The sequence below is a fragment of the Vagococcus hydrophili genome (assembly GCF_011304195.1).
GTDB lineage: Bacteria > Bacillota > Bacilli > Lactobacillales > Vagococcaceae > Vagococcus > Vagococcus hydrophili.
On sequence record NZ_CP049887.1, the window covers coordinates 211127 to 235632 of the forward strand.

General features: G+C 33.8%; 18 protein-coding genes. 3 read left to right on the forward strand and 15 right to left on the reverse strand.

Annotation, left to right across the window (positions count from 1 at the left end):
* Positions 1–216 precede the first annotated feature (216 nt).
* Positions 217–1035 (forward strand): MBL fold metallo-hydrolase, encoded by an 819-nt coding sequence (locus tag G7082_RS01145; RefSeq protein ID WP_166033344.1) that lies wholly within the window; start codon positions 217–219, stop codon positions 1033–1035.
* A 12-nt stretch (positions 1036–1047) separates the two neighbouring features.
* On the forward strand, positions 1048–1890 hold the full coding sequence (locus G7082_RS01150; RefSeq protein ID WP_166033345.1) for a hypothetical protein: 843 nt from the start codon (positions 1048–1050) through the stop codon (positions 1888–1890).
* Between the two features lie 40 nt (positions 1891–1930).
* Here the strand turns inward: G7082_RS01150 and map are convergent, their stop codons facing one another.
* From map to G7082_RS01185, 7 genes are all read right to left on the reverse strand, one after another.
* A complete protein-coding gene (gene map / locus G7082_RS01155; protein ID WP_166033346.1) occupies positions 1931–2695 on the reverse strand; it encodes a type I methionyl aminopeptidase in 765 nt (254 codons plus the stop codon).
* 153 nt (positions 2696–2848) lie between these two features.
* On the reverse strand, positions 2849–3745 hold the full coding sequence (locus G7082_RS01160; protein WP_166033347.1) for a Fic family protein: 897 nt from the start codon (positions 3743–3745) through the stop codon (positions 2849–2851).
* Positions 3746–4239: 494 nt separating this feature from the next.
* Positions 4240–7317: a type I restriction endonuclease subunit R gene (locus G7082_RS01165; protein WP_166033348.1), complete on the reverse strand. Its 3078-nt coding sequence runs from the start codon at positions 7315–7317 to the stop codon at positions 4240–4242.
* Positions 7318–7327: 10 nt separating this feature from the next.
* Positions 7328–8545: a restriction endonuclease subunit S gene (locus G7082_RS01170; RefSeq protein ID WP_166033349.1), complete on the reverse strand. Its 1218-nt coding sequence runs from the start codon at positions 8543–8545 to the stop codon at positions 7328–7330.
* A gap of 2 nt (positions 8546–8547) precedes the next feature.
* The gene (locus G7082_RS01175; protein WP_166033350.1) at positions 8548–11109 is read right to left on the reverse strand and encodes a type I restriction-modification system subunit M; all 2562 of its coding nucleotides are present in this window, start codon (positions 11107–11109) and stop codon (positions 8548–8550) included.
* Between the two features lie 115 nt (positions 11110–11224).
* Complete coding sequence (locus tag G7082_RS01180; protein ID WP_166033351.1) at positions 11225–12994, reverse strand: DUF262 domain-containing protein; 1770 nt, start codon at positions 12992–12994, stop codon at positions 11225–11227.
* A 66-nt stretch (positions 12995–13060) separates the two neighbouring features.
* Positions 13061–14356, reverse strand: a complete 1296-nt coding sequence (locus G7082_RS01185) for a protein kinase domain-containing protein (RefSeq protein WP_166033352.1) — start codon at positions 14354–14356, stop codon at positions 13061–13063.
* Between the two features lie 272 nt (positions 14357–14628).
* On the opposite strand from G7082_RS01185, the gene G7082_RS01190 reads away from it, so the two are divergent.
* Positions 14629–15276 carry a hypothetical protein gene (locus G7082_RS01190; protein WP_166033353.1) on the forward strand — a complete coding sequence of 216 codons (648 nt, stop codon included), beginning with the start codon at positions 14629–14631 and terminating at the stop codon, positions 15274–15276.
* 130 nt (positions 15277–15406) lie between these two features.
* Here G7082_RS01190 and ltrA read toward each other — a convergent pair whose 3' ends face one another.
* The 8 genes from ltrA to gap all read right to left on the reverse strand — a co-directional run bounded on the left by ltrA (position 15407) and on the right by gap (position 24471).
* Entirely contained in the window at positions 15407–16684 is a 1278-nt protein-coding gene (ltrA, locus tag G7082_RS01195; protein WP_166033354.1) for a group II intron reverse transcriptase/maturase, read from the reverse strand.
* Between the two features lie 786 nt (positions 16685–17470).
* Entirely contained in the window at positions 17471–17998 is a 528-nt protein-coding gene (locus G7082_RS01200) for a nucleotidyl transferase AbiEii/AbiGii toxin family protein (protein WP_166033355.1), read from the reverse strand.
* Positions 17999–18001: 3 nt separating this feature from the next.
* Positions 18002–18292: a hypothetical protein gene (locus G7082_RS01205; RefSeq protein WP_166033356.1), complete on the reverse strand. Its 291-nt coding sequence runs from the start codon at positions 18290–18292 to the stop codon at positions 18002–18004.
* A 174-nt stretch (positions 18293–18466) separates the two neighbouring features.
* A complete protein-coding gene (gene eno / locus G7082_RS01210; protein ID WP_166033357.1) occupies positions 18467–19762 on the reverse strand; it encodes a phosphopyruvate hydratase in 1296 nt (431 codons plus the stop codon).
* Between the two features lie 106 nt (positions 19763–19868).
* Complete coding sequence (gpmI, locus tag G7082_RS01215) at positions 19869–21395, reverse strand: 2,3-bisphosphoglycerate-independent phosphoglycerate mutase (RefSeq protein WP_166033358.1); 1527 nt, start codon at positions 21393–21395, stop codon at positions 19869–19871.
* A 1-nt stretch (position 21396) separates the two neighbouring features.
* On the reverse strand, positions 21397–22152 hold the full coding sequence (gene tpiA, locus G7082_RS01220; RefSeq protein ID WP_166033359.1) for a triose-phosphate isomerase: 756 nt from the start codon (positions 22150–22152) through the stop codon (positions 21397–21399).
* 25 nt (positions 22153–22177) lie between these two features.
* Entirely contained in the window at positions 22178–23371 is a 1194-nt protein-coding gene (locus tag G7082_RS01225; RefSeq protein ID WP_166033360.1) for a phosphoglycerate kinase, read from the reverse strand.
* 95 nt (positions 23372–23466) lie between these two features.
* A complete protein-coding gene (gene gap, locus G7082_RS01230) occupies positions 23467–24471 on the reverse strand; it encodes a type I glyceraldehyde-3-phosphate dehydrogenase (protein ID WP_166033361.1) in 1005 nt (334 codons plus the stop codon).
* Positions 24472–24506 lie beyond the last annotated feature (35 nt).

The following is a 24506-nucleotide window of genomic DNA, read 5'->3' on the forward strand; positions in this document are numbered from 1 at the left end:
CCCTTTCTTTTTTATTGCAGTACTCATCCCGATTAAGTACCGCTTATGTCATATTATTTTTATTATAAAGTATGTTTTATGAAAATAATAGAGTTAGATTAAAAATAGATTAAAATATAATGATAGATAATAAGATTTATATTTTACTTTTAAGGGGAGGATTGTCTTTTATTTGGTATAATTACAGTATAAATATTTAGTAATAAGGAGGATTTGATGATAAAAATAAGTATGCTACTAGACAATAAAAAAGGCCTTCAACATTTAAAATCCAGTCACGGTTTATCAATTTATATTGAATTTAATGAAATAAAACTTCTTATGGATACCGGACCAAATAAAAATTTTCTGACAAATGCTGAAACTTTAGGCATTAATTTAGATAATTTAGATGGTATCATTCTTTCACATGGGCACTCTGATCATGTCGGAGGACTAAATTATTTAGATTTATCGGCTATTCCAATTCACGCTTCTAAACATATTTTCAATCCAAAGTTTATCAAAATTCTAGGATTCAATAAATATGTGGGGATGCCAAAAACTATTGATAAAACAAGCTTTAATTTTATTTCAGAGATAACTGAACTTTTTCCAGATGTATTCATTATGCCTTTAAATAAAACGAAAAACACTACGAATAATCTTTATAAATCTCAAGGTCAGCAGATAGTGCTTGATGATTTTTCAGATGAATTGGCTCTTGTTATAATAAATAATCAAGAATTAACCTTATTCACTGGTTGCAGTCATCATGGAATTGTAGAGATAATAAAAACTACTAAGGAATACTTTCCGACTCAAAAAATTAAACATGTCATTGGTGGATTTCATATGATAGGTATTCCTTATCTCAATAATTTAGGACTGTCAAAAGAAAAAATAGAAATGATTGGCAATGAACTCAACACACTTGATATTGATCATTATTATACTTGCCATTGTACAGGTATGAAAGCCTATAATATTTTAAAACCTATACTCAATAATAAGCTAAATTATCTTTCAACAGGAAATACATTAATGATTGATTAATCTTAATAGGAGATGAAAACTATCAAAAAACTAAGCATCTTATTCTTTCTACTACTTATTCTCGCTAGTTGCGGAACGAAACCTAAATCAGAGTACCAAAAAGTCATTCAAGATATTTATCAAAAAAACGGCTTCGATGGTAAAGTAACTGTCACTTCTGTTAAGAATGAAGGCTATCTTTATTCAACTGTTTCAACACGTGTTTTATTTGATTATTCTGAAAAAGTTGGTGATAGAGATATCACTGTTAACAATACTTTTTTCTTTGAAAAAGATTCGGTAACTCCCTCTTATGATATGGATGAATTAAACAACAAAGATTTGATGGATATTCAATATTTTGATGATGTTATTCAGAGTTTCAGACATCAAAAAGAAGCCATTATTCTTAAAAAAAATGTAGAAACACAGCTTAACAAATACATTAAACTCGATACGCTTCATTTAAGTAGTATTAGACCACAATTTCTAAGATATGAATACGATAAATATCCCGAATTCAAAGAATTTTCAAAATCCCAAGAAGACTATAAAAAAGATGTCCTTAAAAATCAACAAAATAAACTCCCGTTCAATGGTTATTTTGATATTGATTTAAAGCGCTACATGAAAACAGGACTCATTCGGTTTTATATCTACTACGACAATGTGACAGATGACATTTTTCCAGACAATGAAGCAGACCTTAATTTTGACCTGCCTTTTATGATAAGAGAAATGGATGTTTCAAATTTTTACGACGGTATCTACCGGCTTTCTTATGACAATAGAACGCCAGAAGGTGGCGTGAGTGGCGGTCATAGTTTTACTTTCTTAATTATTAATAATAGAATTACACGACTTATTGAAGAGTAAAAAAGACAGAAGCAACCTATCCGCTTCTGTCTTTCCTTTATTAATATGTTCCCTCTTCTCCTTGAGAAGTTAAAATAACAGGTCCATCTTTAGTAATTGCTAAACTATGTTCATACTGACAACTCAAACTACCATCCAAGGTTTTAGATTCCCAGCCATTTGATTCCATCTTCATTTGCCAAGAACCGATATTTACCATTGGTTCAATGGTAATCGTCATGCCTTCTTTCAAGCGTGTCCCCTTACCCTTTTCCCCGTAATGAGCGAAAAAGGGTTCTTCATGAATCGAGGGACCAATGCCATGAGCGATAAAATCACGAACAACACTATATCCTTCTTTTTCAACATAGGTTTGAATGGCATAACCAATATCACCAGTACGATTCCCCTCTTGCGCTTGTTCAATGCCTAAATATAAAGCTTTTTTTGTGACTTCCATTAAACGTTTCACATCCTCAGAACCTTCACCAACCACATAAGCCCAACAAGAATCTGAAATAGCTCCATTTAGATCAATACACATATCCACTTTAACTAAATCATTATTTTTTAATACTTGCTTTTTAGGAAATCCATGACAAATCTCATCATTCACACTAATACACGTTGCATATTTATAACCTTCAAAACCTATCTGTGCCGCAATACCACCGTGCGATTCAATATAATTTCTAACAAATTTTTCAATTTCTAATGTGGTTATTCCAGGTACAATAAAGATTCTTAATTCTTTATGAACATCAGCCAATAACTCCCCTGATTTTTTCATTAATTCAATTTCTCTTGGTGATTTTATAGTAATCATCTCGCGCCTCCTTAAGTACCTTAATTTTAGCAGAATCCTTAGAATTCGCCAATTGGAAAGGGTTGTACCTAAAATTTTATCGCTCGTTTTGTCGCTCATTAGTAAGCGATAAAACGAGCGATAAATTTTCTAACTATCTTTAATAATTAATAATCAATCCTCATACTCAATCCCAAAGTAATTCAGATACGTTTTAAATTTATCTTGAGCACTCAAAAAAGTATTCGTTAAACATCCTTCTTCATTTTCCCATTGCTTCAAGCCTCTATAGTAAAACATTTTTAATTCCTCATCTATGATAAAAGGCGTGATATCATACTTTAAGCATTCTTTAAATAAGATCAGCCTACCTACTCGCCCGTTACCGTCTTGAAAAGGATGAATCGATTCAAACATATAATGAAATTCAATCAAATCTCTTAATGTTTTTTGTTCAATTTTATGATAGTCACTAAGCAATTTTTTCATGTCTTTTGCCACGTTTTCAGGTAGAGTTGTTTCTTTACCACCAACTTCATTAGGTAACTGTTTATAATCTCCCACATTAAACCATTCATTTCTTGAATCGCTCGTGCCATTTTTTATTGTTTTATGCAGTTCTTTTATAAAATTATCACTTAATTTAGTATTGGCATTTTCAATCACTAAGTCAATTGCTCTAAAATGATTTGCCGTTTCAACAATATCATCAACATTAATAATCTTATTTTCCAAACCAATAGTGTTCGTTTCGTAGATATATCGGGTTTCATCATGAGTTAATTTACTACCTTCAATCCTGTTCGAGCTATAAGTTAAATCAATTTGAACTCGGTGATAAATACTACCTTTTCGACTACTTCTTTTCTCTTCTTTTAATATATCGATTAATCTTTTAGGTTGATCTATTTTTTTATTTAATCTCGTTGGTTTTTCAGCATTAACTGGAATTTTCCAGACTCGCCCTTCTAATTGAGCTCCTGGAATTCGATTATTTTTAGCATAATTCCTAACTGTACGTTCTGATAAATTCCATTTTTTTGCAATCTCTGCTACTGATACATAATTCATGATTATCACCTCTTAGGGTATTGTAACATTTTGTCGGCAATAAATATAATTTTATTATTATCTTCATTGAATTATTGCCGATAAAAATTAAATAATGATCTATTTGGAAAAGGTGAAGCGTAGAACTCAATATTTCAAGTTATAATAAATCCTTATTACTATGTTCATCTTCTAGGAATGCAATAATTCTGGATAAGTGTACAATAATTTCGAAACTTGTTCTTATTCATTATTTCGTTTTTTATTTTTTTCCCCTTCTAACAAAACATATCTGTAATTTTTGCAACTCTAATTTTCTTTCTGCTAGTTTCGTAATTATCTCTAAAAATATTTTTGATTAATTCCACACCCTCTATTCCTTTCCTAATCTATTTTTTCAACCATTACAACAAGTCAGCAAAATAATTTTCAGTATATCTTCAAATTTCAAATAAAAAAACACTCCCTAGCACAAGCTGGAGAGTGTTACGTTTGAACAATTTTAACCTTATACTTTAATCATACTTACTTTTCAACCCACTCATCCACTTCGGTAATTCTTCACTTAATTGGATATGATGCATTAACTGATTGCCAGCAGATTGGTCTTTTGCCTTCTCAAAATCTAAACTAGCTGTGATTTCCTCAATATAAGGAATTGTTTCTGCTTTTGATACAGTATAACGACTAAATGATTCACATAAAAGCTCGTTATCAATCCCCCAGTTATCAGCAAATTCACCTATCGTTCCTTTCAAGCGGTCTTTTTTCCAGACTTCAAATGCTTCATCAAAATTCATCTCAGTGGAAACATTTCCAGGGATTAGTTCCTCATCCACGAAAGTTTTTAATTGCTCCGACTCTTGATGTTCTCCTAAATTACTTAATTCTTGAATTTGTTCGTAAATAATCCGCATGGTTTCTCCGTCGACTCTCATCATGTCACCAGATGTATCGACTTTTTCATCAATCAAACTAATAATATAGCCTGCTGTGATTCTTTGACTATCCACTAATTTGCTGCGACTAACTAAAGGAATCACATCATCCAACTCGGGTGGGTCCACAATATCTTCCACAATATTACGAAAAGCACCGACATATTTCAACCAGTGATGCTCGGTTATACTGAAAGACTCGTCTTCCCATTCATATTCATAGTATTGTTTAACTCGATTCAGTTTAGAAGCTGTCTCCATAAAAATTTCGAAGAAAATATCTCTTTTTTCCTCATCTTCTTTAATGGATTGCCAATCCGTTGGGTCTGCCAAAGCGTCTTCCAACTCTGGAATCAATGAAGCAAACTGATAAACTGCCACCTCATAAGTTTCAACAATCGCCTTTTCACTCTTACCACCACTACCGTATAGCTTCAAGGCTCGATTGACTAACTCCTTACTAATTGCAGGATAGCGGTAATTAATAATGGTGCCGAACTCTTTGTTTTTACCATAAATACGATTAGTTCGAGAATAAGCCTGAACCAATCCTTGCAACTCTAAGGAACGATCCACATAAAGGGTATTGAGTAATTTAGAATCGTAACCTGTTAACAACTGATCTGCCACAATGACTAAATCAATGTTCTTAGGATTGCGACCACTACCACCACGCTTAGCACGATCGACAATATCTTCAAAATAAGCTTCTTCACCATGTTTCTTATCTCCTGCTTTAAAAGCAATCCCAGTAAATTCGGCGTAGTCCTTAAACATCAATTCGCTTAATTCTTTATCGACTGTCAGATGTCCCTCTTCGTTTTCATTGCCAAAACTAAAGGTCATAGCAACATTTAACGCTTGATCTTTTTCCTTTAATTGCCGTTTAAATTCGTGATAATAAGCAATCACGCGTTTCTTATAGGCAACTGTTAAGATGGCATTGAACTCTCTTTGTTGTGATTGTTGTTCCCAGTTACTTAGTATTTCAGAAACAACTTGCGGAATGTGTGTCTCGTCTTGATATTTAAACAAACCTTCTTTTTCCAAATCAACCTCTGTTAATTTTTGCGCTTCACGTTCTAACTCTCGATCAGTTAAGGTTGGATTATCATGGTGCGTTCGCTCCATCCAGTTCTCTCTTAAGCTATCATAACTACTGAACTCTCCTGTGTTGATATAATCCACATGAAATCCGAGGACATTTCGATCAGAAATGGCTTCATCAATCGTATAACTATGAAGATTAGGACCAAATAATTTTTCAGTAGTATTAATGACTTCACTCTTTTGGTTAATCTTGCCCTTTACTTCGTTTTCTTCAAAAAGAGGGGTGCCAGTAAAACCAAAAAAGAGACCGTTGTGTTTAAAGTGTTGTTGGATAACTCCCATCATGTTTCCCATGGTTGTTCGGTGAGCCTCGTCAATGATAAAGACGTATCCCTTACTCTTTAAGGCATCGTCTTTCCCCTCTTCTAAGCTCTTCACTAAAGCATTTAATTTAAACGTCGTGGTTACCACAATCCCGTTAGATGTATCTAGTAATTTCTTACGAAGTTGGTAAGTGCTAGGCGTATCATCCACCTCTACAGATTCATACCTTGCGTAAGCTTTAAAATCATCACTGGTTTTTTTATCCAAATCACGACGATCGACTAAGAAAATCACTTTATCAAAATTACCACGAGTAGATAAAAATAATGCCGTTTTAAAACTCGTAATAGTCTTACCTGAACCTGTCGTGTGCCAAATAAAACCACCATGAGGAATTTTATCTGGATTATCCCACCCAAAAGCTGCTGCCTCGATTTTTTGTAGAGCATATACTTGGTAAGGTCTCATGATCATATGACGTTGGTTTTCTTCATCTTTGGCTTCATCAATCACCACGTAATCGCCCACCATTTGATGAGCCATAGGAATCATTAAAAATTGTTCAATGACTTGCTGCCAATCATTAACGGCATGATTTTTTTCATTTGACCAATGAAAGACAAAGCTTTCATTAAAATCATTGATTGATTTTGGTGTAGCAAAGTAACGGGTTTTGGTTTCTGAATTAATCACCATCATTTGGGAGAATGCCATAAAGTTATTGGTAAATTCTCCAGCTGCATAGTAACGCTTGAGCTGATAAAACGCTTGTGTTACCGTGATATCTGCCCGTTTTTGCTCTATATTGATGAGTGGTAAACCATTAATCAGTAGAACCAAATCAAAACGATGACCAAATTCAGTGACCACTTCTCTGGCAATTTTATAACTAGAATCTCCACCACGAACAGCCGCCTTTTTGAAAATGGTTAAAGTGACTTGTTCTTTAGTGACACGCACATCTGGGTCACGATAAATTCCGTCAATCTTACCAGTGGAGCTTTCCATGGCTAGGAGCTTCGCCGCTTCATAACTATTACTTAAACTGTTCACTCGCGCCATGACTTGTTTGAACTCATTATCCGTTAAGGCCACACCTTCCAATTGGTCTTGATTGATGCGATTTAGTTCCTCACGCCAATTTAAAATTAAATCATGGACGCTCACTGTTTGCTTGTTACCATCTAAATAATCAGGTGCTGTCCATTTGTATTTTTTCATATAATCCACAAAACGATTTTGATACGCTGTTTCTGCGGCTGTTTTTTGAAGTTGACTCATAGTTCTCCCCCTATACAAACATTTCTGATAAATACGCTGCTTTTAATTTCTTAAGTTTCTCTAACTTACGCTCTTGAAGAGTAATAGTTTGGTCAAGTTGCTTGAAGAAGTTGCCGATTTGGGTTTGTTCTTCGATCTTTGGTATTTTAATTTGAGCTCCTTTTATGTCATTAGAATTAATTGATTCAAAGGTTGAACCTGTACTCAATTTATTCCAATAACCATCTATTTTCATCTTACCCAACGTTTGAAAAATAAATTCGTTACCTCTTATTGCGGCAACACCACGACCAATTACAATACTGTAATCAGTTTTCCCAATATCTCCAACTGGTGCTCGAACACTTAAAATCAAATCATTTCTTTCAGCTTTTTTGGTGATTTGTTTAGTCCATACTCTAGGAACAACCCTACCATTTTTCATATCAGCATTTCCTTGTACCAATATATTATCAAGAGGATTATCTGTATAATTTTCTGAATTAGGAGACTGTCCCATTACTATTTCTACGATGTCCCCCAACTTACGCTGTTCCCAATCGCCAGTAAATCCTTTAAAACGTCGTTTAGGAACTGTTTCATTTTCTTTTGGAAACATTTCTTCAAGATAAGCTTGTTTGGTAATTTTTAATTTTTCTAACTTACGCTCTTGAAGAGTAATAGTTTTCTCGAGTTGTTTGAAGAAGTTACCGATTTTGATTTGTTCTTTTAAATTTTTTGGTAGAGTAACTTTGAATTGTGATAAAGATTTTTGACTAACTCCTTTAGCTGTACCTCCACTTGTCATTGCTGATAATTCATTAAATGATTTTGGTGACCGTAATAGTATAGCTAAGAAATCATTAGTAATTTTTTCTTGATTAATATCAAAAGCAATTGTTCTTTGACTTAGAATATATTTATTATCATCAGGTATTTGTGCAACATTCCCCATTGGAGCTTCAGTAGTAAAAAGTACTTGTCCTTTATAAAGTTCTCTTCCGACCATCCACTTATTATACAGTTCTTGATCACCATAATGGGCATCCGTGGACAAATCAATATATCCATTTTTTACATTAAGAGCTGAAAGTGCTAGATAACCTGACTCACTCCAATCCATACCTAATTTTTTTGGAGTTCGTCCTCTAAAATCTATCGTATTTTTTATATTTTTAAAAAAATCACATTGTTCCCAATCACCACTAAATCCCTTAAACCGTCTCTTCGGCACTAATTTATCTGTCATTCTTACAGCACCTCTAATTCTTCCAACAAACTATTCAAACTACTTTCCATCTCTAATAATTGCTTGTCTAAATCTTCTAAGGTTTCATTGTAGCGCTCTTCTAATGAAAAAAGGATGTCAATTTCATCATTTAGTGGTGTCACTAAGAGTTGTGTCATTTTTTCTTCCACACCATTAAACCATTTTGCCTTAATCAATTGGTCGATTTCTTCATCTGTTAAGGTTAAAATACGCTGTTCGATGGTGTCATTTAGTTCTGTTTCAGCAGCTCTGATTTTCTTTGTGGTACTGGCTTTTTTTGTTAAGTGACTTTGGACTTGATGAAGTAACTCATAACTATCTGAGCTTTTCACTTCTTCTTTAATTAAAGCTTTCACTTTAACTAATTGGAAGGCATCTTGTTTCTCATTTAACGCTTCTAACAGGCTCGCTTCTTCTTGAGAATCTTCTACCTTAGCTGCTTCAACAAGTTCTGCTAGACTACTTTCAATTTCTTGTAAGATACGGTTTAACTCTGTGATTTGGTTATTTTCTTCTTGGTAAAGATACTCTTTAATTAATTCATTAGGGACCAAAACACCAGTCCAGCCGTCTTGCTCTTGGCGTTTATTCTTGCCACTTCCTCTTGAAACCATACGTGCTTCACGTTTTCGACCTAACTCATGAAATTTACTTGCTGCAATCAACTCCGTATCTTTTTGAAGATGATTGAACCAACAATCAGAGATAATTTGGTAACCTAAATAAGCATCCACCTGTGGATAATCTGCTAGTAACTCTTTAATTTCTACCAACATTTTTTCCCTAACCGCTCTAATCTCATCAATATCAGACAATTCTATCAAGCTGTTCCACCATTTACCTAAATAAGTTGTTACTTTTTGAGTTAAATCAGCTTGTTGTTCTAAAATCAAGGAACTGTTTTTAATGCTATCTAAAACCTCTTCTTTTGTTCCTGTCACAGTAATATAACCAGGACGTAAAGGTTTAATGTATTGAGCTAAACTTTCCTTAGCCACTCGATTTAGATTCATCAACTCCTCTAAATTGGCTTGAGGAACACCACCATGAAGATGAGCTTCCACATCTTGTGGGATCTCTGATTCCATCGTCTCCACATAACGTGGTAAGTTCAAGTTATATTCGTTCTCAATAATATCTTCTCGTGACGCCAAATAACTATAGCCTGAGATAGTTTCACGGCTCACGTAAGTATCTGTAATTTTTGCAATATCTTTCTCTTGGAGTTCGTTTTGTTTCCCTACTTTGATAAACTCTTTTGACGCATCAATTAATAAGACTGGGGCAGATAACGGGCGATTTTTCTTTAAAATAATGATGCAAACTGGGATCCCTGTATTGGTAAATAAATTACTCGGCAAACCAATCACCGTATCAATATAGTTTTTATTTAATAAACGCTCTCGAATATCTCCCTCTGTTCCCCCACGGAAAAGCACCCCATGTGGTAAAACAATCGCCATCGTCCCTTCTGTTCCTAAATGGTACAACCCATGAAGTAAGAAAGCATAATCCCCTTTTGAGTCAGGTGGTAAAACTCCAGCTGTTTCAAAACGAGGGTCACTCACTTTCAGTTCCTCACGATTCCAATTTTTCGCAGAGTAGGGTGGATTCATTACCACAGCATCAAATAAAATCCCTTGATTCGGTTTACTTGGATCTTCTGGCCAATCTTTTGATAAAGTATCTCCATTACGAATAGTCATCTTATCTGGTTTAACCCCGTGAAGTAGCAAGTTCATTCGTGTTAAATTATAAGTCGCTGTATTCTTCTCTTGTCCGTAATACTCTAAATCACGCTGATCAGAACGACTCAAATGCTTTTTAACATTTAAAAGTAGAGAACCAGACCCCACCGTTGGGTCATAAATAGACGTAATATTCTTCGAACGAGAAACAATTTGTGCCATGACTTCACTCACTTGTTTTGGTGTGTAGAACTCACCAGCCTTCGCACCAGATTCCATGGCAAACTTACCGATTAAATACTCATAGGAATCTCCCAAAACATCACCTTTTTGAAGTGCCACCATGTTTAAATCAGCAAATAATAAAATCAAGGCTTTAATGTTGCGATTACGTTCATTTAAACTACTACCTAATGCCGTATTACTCAAATCCAGCGTTGAACCAGAAAATAAGCCTTTAAAATCATCTGCCCCCTCTTGGACCGCAATAGTTCGCTCAAAATGATTCAAACTATCTGTCACTTTACTGACTTCAAACTCACCCGAACTAATATCCAACAACCACTGTTGGTAAAGAAATTCAGGTAACACATAATAGCCCATATTGCTTTGTAAAAGGTTTGTCAAACCAGCTCCAGCCGTTTCATAATCCTTTTGGTAGTTAGCGATTAACGCTGCTTCCGTTTCTGCAGATGATCCACTAATACTCTTATAAGTAGCCAGTGTCTTGTCACTTAAAAACTTGTAAAACATCAAACCTAACATATAATCTTTATAACGACTCGCGTCCATTGAACCACGAAGTTCATTCGCTCCGTCCCATAGACGACGTTTAATTTCTTCAGTTGTAATCATTTATCTAGTACTCCCTTAAATGTGAATAGTATCTTTGATATTATAACATTTATTGGGGTTCGGGATAAGAAAAAGAAGTCATCTTGTGTTACGATGACTTCTTTTTCAGTTACTCTTATTTAGAAAAATTTTCTAAATTAAATACTTCAATAGCTACCTTTATCAATCTTGCGGTTCTTTCATCAATTTCTTGGTTAGTCCAAGAATCTTTAATTAATAAACCATTTTCTTCTTCAACATTTAACCACAATTGATTCTCATAAACTTTTTTCTTTTCTGAAAAACAATTATCTTGCATATCAGAATTATAAACAGTTAAAGTTAAGTTTCCTAGCTTGTGAGTATTACTTTCTTTAATTTCAAATGCTTCTTCTCTCTTTTTTTCACTAATCTCATTTGTACTAATGTTTAATAATTCTTCAATCCAACAATCTTTTATATTATCTCCTTGTGGTAATATATGTTCTATTGTCCAATACCATTGATTATTATCAGTTTTTTTATCTAATTCAATGTATTCTTTAGTTTTTCTAACCTGTTTATTTTTTTCAATATCAATTAAAATCCGACGCGTTGTAGCAGAGCTTATTGTATAAACATCCTTATTTAATTCTTCTTTAAATTGAGTATCTGTAGCCGCTTTAGAAAACATTTCTTCTGTCAATATTTTTCTAATTGATTCTTCATTTTTACTGTCTATATCAGAAATTTTTTTAATACAATTTTCAGTATATAAACGAACTGTTTTTGCTTGTGGTTGATTAGTTATATTCCGGCGGACAAAAAATTTAATGAACGATTCAAAAACATCTATTATAAACTCATCCGGTATATCTGGAATATCTAAAATACTTAATAATAATGGATATACTTGTGTAGCATCTAATGCATATAAATTCTTGGCTAGTTGAGAAACTTGAGAATTTTTAGAATCTAATGTCCCTGAAATTTCTGCGTAAATTTTTGCCTTCTTATACATTACTTCTCTAATATCATCTATATTTTCAAACAGTACCTTATAATTCTGAATAGCTTTTTTCTTAGTTATCATGGAAAAATTAATCTCTTTTTCTGATAATTTAGACCTATAATTATAAATAATAGATGAATATAACGCTAAAATAAATCTTGTCTGAATATTAATATCTTCACCTAAAATTTTTAAAAGGTCAGTCCATTCTTCAATAGCTTGACTCTCATCGATTCCTTTAAAATAATCAATTTTTAAAATATCAATAATCGACAAAGGCATCCCTCTATTATTTAAAGCTTCAAACAATACATAAGCATCTGAAGTATTATCTGGAATCATTTGTACATAGTTACATGAATTCAGCTTATGATAAAATTCTTCAACTTCTTCAATTGTTTTAAAAATTTCAAGTTTATTTTGAAAAGATTTCCAAATTCTTGCAATTTTTCTATTGCCCCAATTTTTAGGAGTATCTTTATTAAAATCATGTACACCACTTTTTTTTACCACTTCTATATAGTCAGCAGCATCTTTTTTTAGTAGATTAACTCTAGGTACATACTCTTTATCTATTCTTTTAACTATTTTTCTCTTAATATCACCTAATACTTCAGAATCCTTATCTAGCTGATTAACTTTACAAAAAATAGCATTTAATAATAATGATATTGTAGTAATTCTTTGTTGTCCATCTATAACATTATACGGATCACCAATAGTATTTTCTGTATCCTTTACCAATAAAACTGATCCAATGAAATAACCTTCGTCATTTTCAAAAATATCATCAAATAACTGCTCACTTTCAAAAGGACGCCAACTATACTCTCTTTGGAATACTGGAACTGTGTAAATTCTATTATCTTCAATATTAAATAAAGATTTTAATTCTGTAAAAACATCGTTAGCCATAATTTCACTCCTAAATTATTTTTATATTTATTATATCGGTAATTAATTAAAGAGGCTTTACTATTTTTATTCAAATTCATTCATGATACTTTGACTTATCTTGTCTCTTTTAAAGTAAGACTCTATTTTTAAAATTTTTTTTGTTTTTTCTTTAAATGTAGAATAATTTTTATTCATTAATATGAATATTTCATCACTTGTATCAGATAGCGTAGACAGTAATGTCAAATACTTCCTCATACAATCAAATCTATTGTAATTTAACCCTAATTTACATAATGTATATAAAATATAACTTTTCAGATCAGATTCAAACTCATCTTGCTCATACCAACTTTTTATTATCACGCTAATACGATCAACTTCATCATAACTACAGAAGAATTCAGATGAATTTACATAATCTAAGTATTTTCCAATATTATATTTTAATGAGTCAATATCTTCTATAGCCCAATCTTTAAACCTACATTTATCAAACTTCATCATTGCACCATAAAATTTTATATTATCTTCATCAGGAATCGAATAGATCTTACCAATAATATCCGTCATACGATGCTCATCATATTCATAATTATTATATTCTATTCTCAACATAAGATCATCTTCTTTAATTGTCAAATACTCATTAACAGCAAGCTGATATCTTACTTTAAACATATCTAATGTAGAAATTCTATTTTTTAAATCTATTTCTGTAGATTCTTCTATTAATTCTTTTAACATTTCATTTATTTCTACATCACCAAAAGTACATTCAGTATAATCGTCTCCTAAATCTGAGTTTACTAAGAATTGTAGTATTCTTCCTAGACTATACAAATCAGCTTTTTCACAAACATTTTTTGCCTGAAGTCGAACCTCTGGCGCTGTAAATAGTCCACTATCAAAACCTTGAAAACTCACCGTTAAATTACTACTATCATTTTTTACCATTGCAATACCAAAATCTGAAATAACAACATCTTTTTCAGAATTTATCAATATATTTTCTGGCTTCAAATCTCTATGTACTACACCTTGTCGATGTGAATACTTCAATCCATCAATAATTTTTAGAAAAATTTTATTTGTCAAATCATTAGGAATACCTGAAATTTTCTTTTCCTTTACATAATTGTTCAAGTTGTACCCATATCTTGGCATCGTATAGCTAAAATTTTCTCCAGTGATATCATAATCAACAACTTTTATAATACTTGGATTATCAAATTGTCTTAATAAATTAATTTCTCTTCGAAATCTATCCTTATTTTCTTTATCCTGTATCTGATTACTTGACTTTTTCAACTTTTTTTTAACCAAATTTTCTCCATCTATTGTAAACACCTCTGCAAAAGCTCCTTCACCAATTAACATATAAACAGTTCCCCTTTTATAAGTATTTTATATTATCGTATCACACTTTCAAACATTTTCAACAAATAATTTCTTTAATTGCTCGTTCACTCTGGAAAAAATACACAAATAACTAAAAATGAACTTTTTTTCTGTAAGAGATAAAAATATATACATATCCTGTCGTTAATCAGTACCCATTAAATAACAGAAAACCCTTGTATATTGTTATTGATATTGTTTCAAAAACTGTTATATTAATAATTTAAACTAATAAAAAGGGGATTACAACATTGATTCAAAAAAACTGGAAATCTTATGTTTTAGGATTTTTAACTGGTATTGCTTTATCGGGTCTATTCATTATTTTTAAAAATAATGAAAAAGGGAACACTACAGATACATCAACTAAAGGAGCACAATCTACAGCCATAGAAAATTCAAAAAAGGATAATAAAGTAACAAAAGAAAAAAGTAAGATTGGTACACTAACCAATCCAGTATTGCTGGGTGATTATCAGGAATTTTCAGATAAAGAACTACTAGGTGATAGCACATTTGAAATTGGAACAAAAATTGAAGAATTCAAGCCTGCACAAGATTTACCAAATTTTGAACCTCGTTTCTATGGCAACGATAAATTAAAAGACAATAATACTTACTATGGAACTAAGATTAACATAAAAGTTTTAAAAGGTTCTGATCAAAATACACCATATTATTTTGATTCGGTCAATTCTATACATGTATTTGTTGACGGAGCTGAGTCTAGTGACAGGGTCATTGATATCAATCAAAATGATTATTCAGGAATTGATGGTAATATAACGATTGGTGCTGAAAAAACTGGTTGGTTCGGCTTCCAAGCTCCTACAAATGCTAAAGATATTATTCTTAAAGTCGGTTCTTATGGTGCTAATTTTTATATGAAATTGAAATAATTTAAAACATCACGCAATTTGAGATGTTTTTTTATTTATAAAATATCGAGTAGGAGAATAACCATGTTTGATTATTCGTCCTCTCACACCACCGTACGTACGGATCCGTATACGGCGGTTCAATTTTAAATTAACTATGTACTTTACTATAATGTTCTACACAAGAGATTAGTCCTAATTCGGCTACTCTCTTATTTGTCATCGTTGTAGTCATGACCCATGAATAAGCTATCCTCACTACGCCTTTACTTGTATGACTGTATTTATAAGCAGTATATTTATCCATACCTAGTTTTATTAAATTCTTTCTTCTATTTTGAGCGGTTTTCCATTGTTTCCATAAACACATCCTCACTCGGAAACGTAGATGAGATTCTATCTTCGATAGATTTTTCTTCATTTTTCCAATCTTAAAATAGTTAATCCAACCTAATATCACTTGATTCAATCGTTTAATTTTATCCTCGATACTGACACTCCAATTTTTACGTGTCAGCCTTTTTAATTTAAACTTAAAGCTTTCAACTGATGCTTGATGTGGTCTAGCTTGATAGCCATCCTTTCCTTTATAAAAAGAAAAACCTAAATACTTCAACTCTGAGTCTCCAGCTTTAATTATTTTGGATTTTGTGACGTTCACAATTAGTCCTAATTTCTCTTCGATAAATTTTGTTACTGAGCGCATGACTCTTCTCGCTGACATTTCACTTTTCACCATAATTAAACAGTCATCTGCATATCTGACAAAATGAAGCTGTCTTGCTTCAAGTTCTTTATCCAATTCATTTAACATAATATTACTTAGTAGAGGAGATAAATTACCGCCCTGTGGTGTACCTATATCCGTTGGCTTAACTTGTCCGTTGACTTGTACACCACTAACTAAAAATTTTCTAATCAGAGAAATGACATCACCATCTTTTATCACTCGTGAGATTAAATTCATTAATCTATCATGATTCACAGTATCAAAGAATCTCTCCAAATCAATATCTACAACCCATTCATAGCCTTCGTTAAAGTAATCCAACGATTGTTGGATGGCCATTTCAGCTTGTTTGTTAGGCCTAAATCCATAGCTATATGGACTGAACTCCTTATCAAACTTGGGGGAAATCACTTGAGATATAGCTTGCTGTATCACACGATCTTTTACTGTTGGTATACCTAAAAGTCGGACACCACCAGTTGGCTTCGGTATTTCTACTCTTAAAACGGGGGATGGTTTATACTTTCTGTTTCTGATTTGGGTGACTATTTCTTTTCTATTAGACGTTATATAACTCGCCGTTTCTTCAATAGTCATACCATCCACACCTTCGGCACCTTTATTTCGTCTGACTTGCTTAAATGCTTGATTCAGATTCTTTCTATCCACGATTTGTTCTAAAACTGTTTCTGTGTACATAGTTGTTATTTCCTTTCAATTCTGTAAAGTCGGTATCTACTTTAACACTTTTCGTCAGTAGTCTATTTCCTCTTCCAGTGATTAATTTTTGATAACATTAAAATTGTTCAGCCCTTCGCTCTAGTTAACTTTCACTAACCGTCTTCACTACTACGGCTTCTGCTGACTTCTCATATCTCAGGCTTATGTTGCCATAAGATTTTGGGATAAGATGATGAGACCTCCCCAGTTAAGGTGCGAACTCTTTCACTCCATCTATCTGCCACATATACTCCATACGATTATTTCAATAGTTATCGGACTTTAACTTCTTTTGCAGTTTTATCCTCGTATGTAGCCTCCTATGTGATTTCTATTCGTCAGACCAGAGTTTTACCTAGAGCTTCCTTCAGATTCCACGTCACCATGGACACCCTTGCTTTCGGCTATACACTTACCACTATTAGGTCGTGTTAGGGACTTTCACCCGTTAGAGTTCGCCCATGCTGGGCGAACAAAAAACACCCTCTAGCTAAGCAAGAGAGTGTTATGTTACGTCCAAATAGTTTTAATTCCTATTAGAATAAGTTTTATTTAAACTAAAATTATTTATCATTTAAGTTGTAGAATGAAGCTAAACCTTTATATTCAGCTACTTCACCTTATTGGTCTTCAATACGTAATAATTGGTTGTATTTAGAAATACAGGTTGTACGGCTAAGTAGGAAAAGTATTAAATAATAATTTTTCTACCATAGTTTATTTAAAGATATAAAAAAAGACAATCTCAAAATCATAGGATTGTCTTTAGTATTTAATGCCATAAGAATCGAAAACACATTTTAAGCTATTGAAATTCAAATCTGGATTTTTAGGATTTAATACAAATCCTTGATAATCAATCAACATCTCAGACAATAATTCTCGATCACAGTGTTCTAGAAGTTTCTCATCAACTAAATCATCTTCGTCCTTTTGTCTTGTTGTAAAAATCTTACTTATAGCAAGGTACTCAATAGTTGGTATGGATACGGTTAAATTTGAATACTTTAATGTCTCATGAAATTCAATTTCTTCAATTGGAGGTATTTCAACAACTGTTACAGCTTCCATCCCATTATTCTCCAAGAGTTCATTAAAGCTACTTGGTGTCTCGTTCACTAATTTGCCAACCATAAAATCCAAATCAATCGTTGGTCTAAATTCTTCTAATAGATATTTAGCTGCGAATCCACCTATTAGAACTAGATCAGCTTTTGCATCTCTATCAACCAAGTCTTGATTTAGTATCTCTAATTGTAAGTTTAAAAACTCTTTTGCCTTGTTATTATCCATAAACTACCCTTCACACTGATTTAAATAAAATTCTTTGACAGATTCATATTTCTTTTCATTACTAGCATATGCTGTGAGTACATTTAGATATTTGTATAGGTTATTTTCTTTGGTATCATAGTTGGTTTTTGAAGAGTGTAATAGATCTGGTGAACTGTAAAGCAACTGTAAAACTTGTTCTTGCTCTTCAACTCTATGTTTATTATTTCCAGTTCTAACAAAGTTTAACTGTAACTTTTGTAATTCTAACTTTCTTTCAGCCAACTTTATATTAGTGTTCATTTCTGATTTCACATCCTCAACTCCTTCTACAATCTTGTATTTCATTAATTATAACAACTACGAAGTCTAATTTCAATAAATCACTATAAGTTGTATTTACTGGCAAAAAAAAGACCCTTCAAAAGAAGAGTCTTTACGTCCGAACAGTTTTAATTCCTATTAGAATAAGCTTTATTTAAACTAAAATTATTTATCGTTTAAGTTGTAGAATGAAGCTAAACCTTTGTATTGAGCTACTTCACCTAATTGGTCTTCGATACGTAATAATTGGTTGTATTTAGCAATACGGTCAGTACGGCTAGCAGAACCAGTTTTGATTTGACCAGCGTTAGTTGCAACAGCGATATCAGCGATTGTTGCATCTTCAGTTTCACCAGAACGGTGAGAGATAACTGCAGTGTAGCCAGCTTCTTTAGCCATTTCGACAGCTTCAAATGTTTCAGTTAAAGTACCGATTTGGTTAACTTTGATTAGGATTGAGTTAGCGATACCTTCTTTGATACCACGAGCTAATTTTTCAGTGTTAGTTACGAATAAATCGTCACCAACTAATTGAACTTTTTTACCTAATTTTTCAGTTAAGTTTTTGAAACCTTCCCAGTCGTTTTCATCTAATCCATCTTCGATAGAGATGATTGGGTATTTAGAACATAGGTCTTCGTATAAAGCAACCATTTCTTGAGAAGTTAAAGAACGACCTTCTGAAGTTAAGTCATACATACCTGTTTCTTTGTTGTAGAATTCTGATGAAGCAACGTCCATTGCTAAACGTACATCTTTACCAGGAACATAACCAGCAGCTTCGATAGCTTCGATGATTACTTCTAAAGCTTCTTCGTTAGAACCTAAGTCAGGAGCAAATCCACCTTCGTCACCTACAGCAGTATTTAAGCCTTTAGCTTTTAATACTTTAGCTAAGTTATGGAAGATTTCAGCACCCATACGGATAGCTTCTTTAAAAGTAGCAGCTCCAACAGGCATAACCATGAATTCTTGGAAGTCAACGCTGTTATCAGCATGAGATCCACCATTGATGATGTTCATCATTGGAGTTGGTAATACTTTAGTGTTAAATCCACCTAAGTAGTGGTATAAAGGAACTTCTAAGTAATCAGCAGCGGCACGAGCAGCAGCAATAGAAACACCTAAAATAGCGTTAGCTCCTAATTTACCTTTGTTTGGAGTACCGTCTAATTCCATCATTTTTTTGTCGATTGCCATTTGATCACGAACGTCGAATCCGATGATTTCTTCAGCAATAATGTTGTTTACGTTGTCAACAGCAGTTAAAACACCTTTACCTAAATAACGAGCGCTATCGCCATCACGTAATTCAACGGCTTCGTATTCACCAGTTGAAGCTCCAGAAGGAACCATACCGCGACCAAAAGCACCACTTTCAGTATAAACTTCTACCTCGATTGTTGGGTTTCCACGTGAGTCTAGGACTTCGCGAGCATAAACATCAGTAATAATTGACATTGTTTTTTTTCTCTCCTTTAGGTTGTATTGTTTTATTAGCTAAGGGACACATAATCCCATACTATCATTCTAACTAGTTTTAACCATTTCTGCAATGGTAAAACAATTATTTAATTAATGACTCTCCTGTCATTTCAGCTGGTTTTTCTACTCCTAATAAATCTAACATAGTAGGAGCGATATCAGCTAGGCGTCCACCGTCTCTTAACTCAGCGCCAGCAACAGTTACAATAACTGGAACTGGAACAGTTGTATGAGCAGTATGTGGGTTACCTTCAGGTGTTGTCATTGTTTCAGAGTTACCGTGATCGGCAAATATGATGGCATGACCACCTTTAGCATGAACAGCATCAACAACTCTACCTAAACACTCATCTACTGCTTCGATTGCTTTAATCGCAGCTTCTAAGATACCTGAGTGTCCAACCATATCTGGATTGGCAAAGTTTAAAAGAATCGCGTCATTGTTTCCAGCTTCGATGTCTGCTACTAAAGCGTCTGTCACTTCGTAAGCACTCATTTCTGGCTGTAAATCATACGTTTCAACTTTTGGAGAATTAATTAAAATTCTGCTTTCACCTGGAAATTCCTCATTACGTCCACCATTCATAAAGAAAGTAACGTGTGGGTATTTTTCAGTTTCAGCAATACGTAATTGTTTCAGTCCTTTATCAGAAAGAACTTCACCAATTACATTTTTCATTTCAATTGGTGGGTAAGCCACTTCAGCGACGATACTTGGATTGTATAAAGTCATCGTTACAAACTTAACGTTATCTGGATGAGTTGTACGATCAAAGTTTTCCCACTCAACATCAGTGAAAGCATTTGATAATTGGATAGCACGGTCAGGACGGAAATTGAAGAAAATAACAGCGTCATTATCTTTAACAGTTCCAACTGGTTTACCATCTTTTTCAATCGCGATTGGTAAAACGAACTCGTCATTTTTACCATCTGCATATGAAGCTTCAATTGCTTCAACTGGATTAGTTGCTGTGTTGCCTTTACCTTCTGTTAATACAGAATAAGCTTTTTCAACACGTTCCCAGCGTTTGTCACGATCCATTGCATAGAAACGACCAGAGACAGTTGCTACTTCACCGTAACCAAGTTTTTCCATGAAAGAAACAAGTTCCTCCATGTACCCTTTACCAGAAGTTGGTGCAACGTCACGACCATCTAAGAATGCGTGAACGTAAGTATTTTTAACGCCTTTAGCTTTAGCCATTTCTAGTAAAGCGTAAAGGTGGTTTTGATGACTGTGAACCCCACCATCAGATAATAAACCAAATAAGTGTAAGTCTGAGTTGTTTTCTAAAGCATGATTAATAGCATTGTTTAAAGCATCATTTGTTTGGAATTCTCCATCTTGAATGGCTTTATCAATACGAGTTAAACTTTGATAAACAATACGGCCAGCACCAATATTAGTGTGTCCAACTTCAGAGTTACCCATTTGACCTTCTGGAAGACCTACGTCTAAACCAGAAGCTTTTAATTGGTTATGTGGAAATTCATTCCAATAACGATCAAAATTAGGTGTATTTGCTTGAAGTACAGCGTTCCCTGTTACTTCATCACGTTTTCCATATCCATCAAGGATAATCATAGCGATAGGCGTTTTACTCATACTATTTTACAGCCTCCAATAATGCTAAGAAAGAGTCAGCTTCAAGAGAAGCGCCACCTACTAAAGCACCATCAACGTTTTCTTTTGCCATATATTCAGCGATGTTTTCAGGTTTAACTGAACCACCGTATTGAATACGAACTTTGCTAGCTACAGTATCGTTGTAAAGTTTTGCAACAGTCCCACGAACTACGCCACAGATTTCATCAGCGATGTTAGCATCAGCAGATTTACCAGTTCCGATTGCCCAGATTGGTTCATAAGCGATAACTAAGTTAGATACTTGATCTTCAGTTAAATCAGCTAAACCGCCTTTGATTTGTCCTTCGATCCATGATGCTGTTTGACCAGCTTCGTAAGTTTCTAAAGATTCACCACAACATAAGATTGGTGTCATGTTGTTAGCAATGATAGCTTTAGCTTTTTTGTTCACATCAGCATCAGTTTCGCCAAAATATTCACGACGTTCTGAATGTCCGATGATCACATAGTCAACACCTAAGTCAGCTAATGCTGCTGGAGAAGTTTCACCAGTGAAAGCACCACTGTTTTCGAAGTAACAGTTTTGAGCTGAAATTTTTAAGTCAGTTCCTTTAGAAGCACTAACTAAGTCTGTTAAGAATAAAGCTGGTGAGCCGATAACAGCATCCACTTTATCATTTGATGGGACATTATTTTTTACTGCTTCAGCAAAAGCGTTCGCTTCAGAAACAGTTTTATTCATTTTCCAGTTACCTGCAATAATTGGTTTACGCATATTTTGGTCTCCTTATTGGTTGGTTTTATTTATCAGAAATTGATTCCACACCTGGTAATTTTTTACCTTCTAAGTATTCTAGAGAAGCGCCACCACCAGTTGAAATGTGAGTGAATTTGTCAGCATAGCCTAATTGGATTGCTGCTGCAGCAGAATCTCCACCACCGATGATTGTTGTTGCATCACTTAAATCAGCGATTGCTTCACAAACACCTACAGTTCCTTTAGCAAATGTTGATAATTCGAATACACCCATTGGTCCGTTCCATACAACTGTTTTAGCACCTTGTAATTCTTTAGTGAATAATTCAATTGATTTAGGTCCAATATCTAATCCTTCAAGATCGTCAGGGATATCTTCGTTTCCAGCAACAATTGTTGTTACAGCGTCATTAGAGAATTCGCCAGCACAAACAGTGTCGATTGGTAAGATGATTTTGTCGCCAGCTTTTTCTAATAAGCTTTTAGCTAAATCAACTTTGTCTAATTCAACAAGTGATTGACCAATTTTACGACCTTTAGCAACGCCGAAAGTATAAGTCATTCCACCACCGATAAGAATTTTATCAGCTTTGTCGATTAGGTTTTCGATAACACCAATCTTATCTGAAACTTTCGCTCCACCTAAGATAGCTACGAATGGACGTTTAGGCTCGTCAACAGCACCACCGATAAATTTAATTTCTTTTTCCATTAAATAACCAGCAGCTGAAGGTAAGTTAGAAGCAATCCCAACGTTTGAAGCGTGAGCACGGTGAGCAGTACCAAAGGCATCATTCACGAATACATCACCTAAAGAAGCCCAATATTTACCTAATTCAGGATCATTTTTGCTTTCTTTTTTACCGTCGATGTCTTCAAAACGAGTGTTTTCAACAACCAAAACATCACCATTGTTCATGTTAGCAATCGCTTGTTCTAATTCTTCACCTCTTGTTTGAGGAACAAAAGTTACTTCTTTTTCTAATAATTCAGATAAACGAGTAGCAACTGGTGCTAATGATTTACCTTCTTTATCTTCTTCAGTTTTAACACGGCCTAAATGTGAGAAAAGGATTGCTTTTCCGCCATTTTCAACAATGTATTTAACTGTTGGTAAAGCAGCAACGATACGGTTATCGTTAGTGATTACACCATCTTTTAATGGAACGTTAAAGTCAACACGGACTAAAACTTTTTTATCTTTTAATTCTAAATCTTCTACTGTTTTCTTCGCCATAATGAGTAATTCCTCCCTGGAATGGTTAATAAAAAAAGCGAGGAAGCGCGTCGGCTCCCCCGCTTCTAATGAAACACTTGAAACTCGCTTAAAAATTAAGCTAAGTTTGCAAAGTATTCTAAAGTACGAACTAATTGTGCAGTGTATGACATTTCGTTATCATACCAAGCAACAGTTTTAACTAATTGTTGGTCTCCAACTGTCATTACTTTAGTTTGAGTTGCATCAAATAATGATCCAAAAGTCATACCAACGATATCTGAAGATACGATTTGGTCAGTTGTGTAACCGTAAGATTCGTTAGCAACTTTTTCCATTGCAGCGTTAACTTCTTCAACAGTAACTTTTTTGTCTAAAACAGTTACTAATTCAGTTAAAGAACCAGTTGCAACAGGAACACGTTGAGCAGCTCCGTCTAATTTACCGTTTAATTCTGGAATTACTAAGCCGATAGCTTTAGCAGCACCAGTAGTGTTAGGAATAATGTTTTCTGCAGCAGCACGTGCACGACGGAAGTCTCCACCAGGATGAGGACCGTCTAATGTCATTTGGTCACCAGTGTATGCATGGATAGTTGTCATTAAACCTTCAACGATTCCAAAGTTAGTGTGTAATGCATCAGCCATAGGTGCAAGACAGTTAGTAGTACATGAAGCACCAGAGATAACTGTTTCTTTACCTGTTAAGATATCGTGGTTAGTGTTATAAACAACTGTTGGTACGTCATTTCCACCAGGAGCAGAGATAACAACACGTTTAGCTCCACCTTTTAAGTGTAATTCAGCTTTTTCTTTAGAAGTAAAGAAGCCAGTACATTCTAAAACGATGTCTACGCCTAATTCTCCCCATGGTAATTCTTCAGGGTTACGGTTAGCTAAAACTTTAACTTCTTTTCCGTTAACTTTAAAGAAACCATCATGAACTTCAACGTCACCATTGAAACGTCCTTGTGTAGTGTCATATTTTAATAAATGAGCTAACATTTTTGCGTCTGTTAAATCATTGATTGCTACTACTTCTAATCCTGCTACTTCTTGGATGCGACGGAATGCTAAACGACCAATACGTCCAAAACCATTAATACCTACTTTTACTGTCATGCGGGATTTCCTCCTTTAGAAAATCAAAAAATTAT

Excerpts from the sequence above, each read along its gene's own strand:
- G7082_RS01145 (WP_166033344.1), top strand. The coding sequence starts at position 217 with ATGATAAAAATAAGTATGCTACTAGACAATAAAAAAGGCCTTCAACAT.
- G7082_RS01150 (WP_166033345.1), top strand. The coding sequence starts at position 1,048 with ATGAAAACTATCAAAAAACTAAGCATCTTATTCTTTCTACTACTTATT.
- map (WP_166033346.1), bottom strand. The coding sequence starts at position 2,695 with ATGATTACTATAAAATCACCAAGAGAAATTGAATTAATGAAAAAATCA.
- G7082_RS01160 (WP_166033347.1), bottom strand. The coding sequence starts at position 3,745 with ATGAATTATGTATCAGTAGCAGAGATTGCAAAAAAATGGAATTTATCA.
- G7082_RS01165 (WP_166033348.1), bottom strand. The coding sequence starts at position 7,317 with ATGAGTCAACTTCAAAAAACAGCCGCAGAAACAGCGTATCAAAATCGT.
- G7082_RS01170 (WP_166033349.1), bottom strand. The coding sequence starts at position 8,545 with ATGACAGATAAATTAGTGCCGAAGAGACGGTTTAAGGGATTTAGTGGT.
- G7082_RS01175 (WP_166033350.1), bottom strand. The coding sequence starts at position 11,109 with ATGATTACAACTGAAGAAATTAAACGTCGTCTATGGGACGGAGCGAAT.
- G7082_RS01180 (WP_166033351.1), bottom strand. The coding sequence starts at position 12,994 with ATGGCTAACGATGTTTTTACAGAATTAAAATCTTTATTTAATATTGAA.
- G7082_RS01185 (WP_166033352.1), bottom strand. The coding sequence starts at position 14,356 with ATGTTAATTGGTGAAGGAGCTTTTGCAGAGGTGTTTACAATAGATGGA.
- ltrA (WP_166033354.1), bottom strand. The coding sequence starts at position 16,684 with ATGTACACAGAAACAGTTTTAGAACAAATCGTGGATAGAAAGAATCTG.
- G7082_RS01200 (WP_166033355.1), bottom strand. The coding sequence starts at position 17,998 with ATGGATAATAACAAGGCAAAAGAGTTTTTAAACTTACAATTAGAGATA.
- eno (WP_166033357.1), bottom strand. The coding sequence starts at position 19,762 with ATGTCAATTATTACTGATGTTTATGCTCGCGAAGTCCTAGACTCACGT.
- gpmI (WP_166033358.1), bottom strand. The coding sequence starts at position 21,395 with ATGAGTAAAACGCCTATCGCTATGATTATCCTTGATGGATATGGAAAA.
- tpiA (WP_166033359.1), bottom strand. The coding sequence starts at position 22,152 with ATGCGTAAACCAATTATTGCAGGTAACTGGAAAATGAATAAAACTGTT.
- G7082_RS01225 (WP_166033360.1), bottom strand. The coding sequence starts at position 23,371 with ATGGCGAAGAAAACAGTAGAAGATTTAGAATTAAAAGATAAAAAAGTT.
- gap (WP_166033361.1), bottom strand. The coding sequence starts at position 24,471 with ATGACAGTAAAAGTAGGTATTAATGGTTTTGGACGTATTGGTCGTTTA.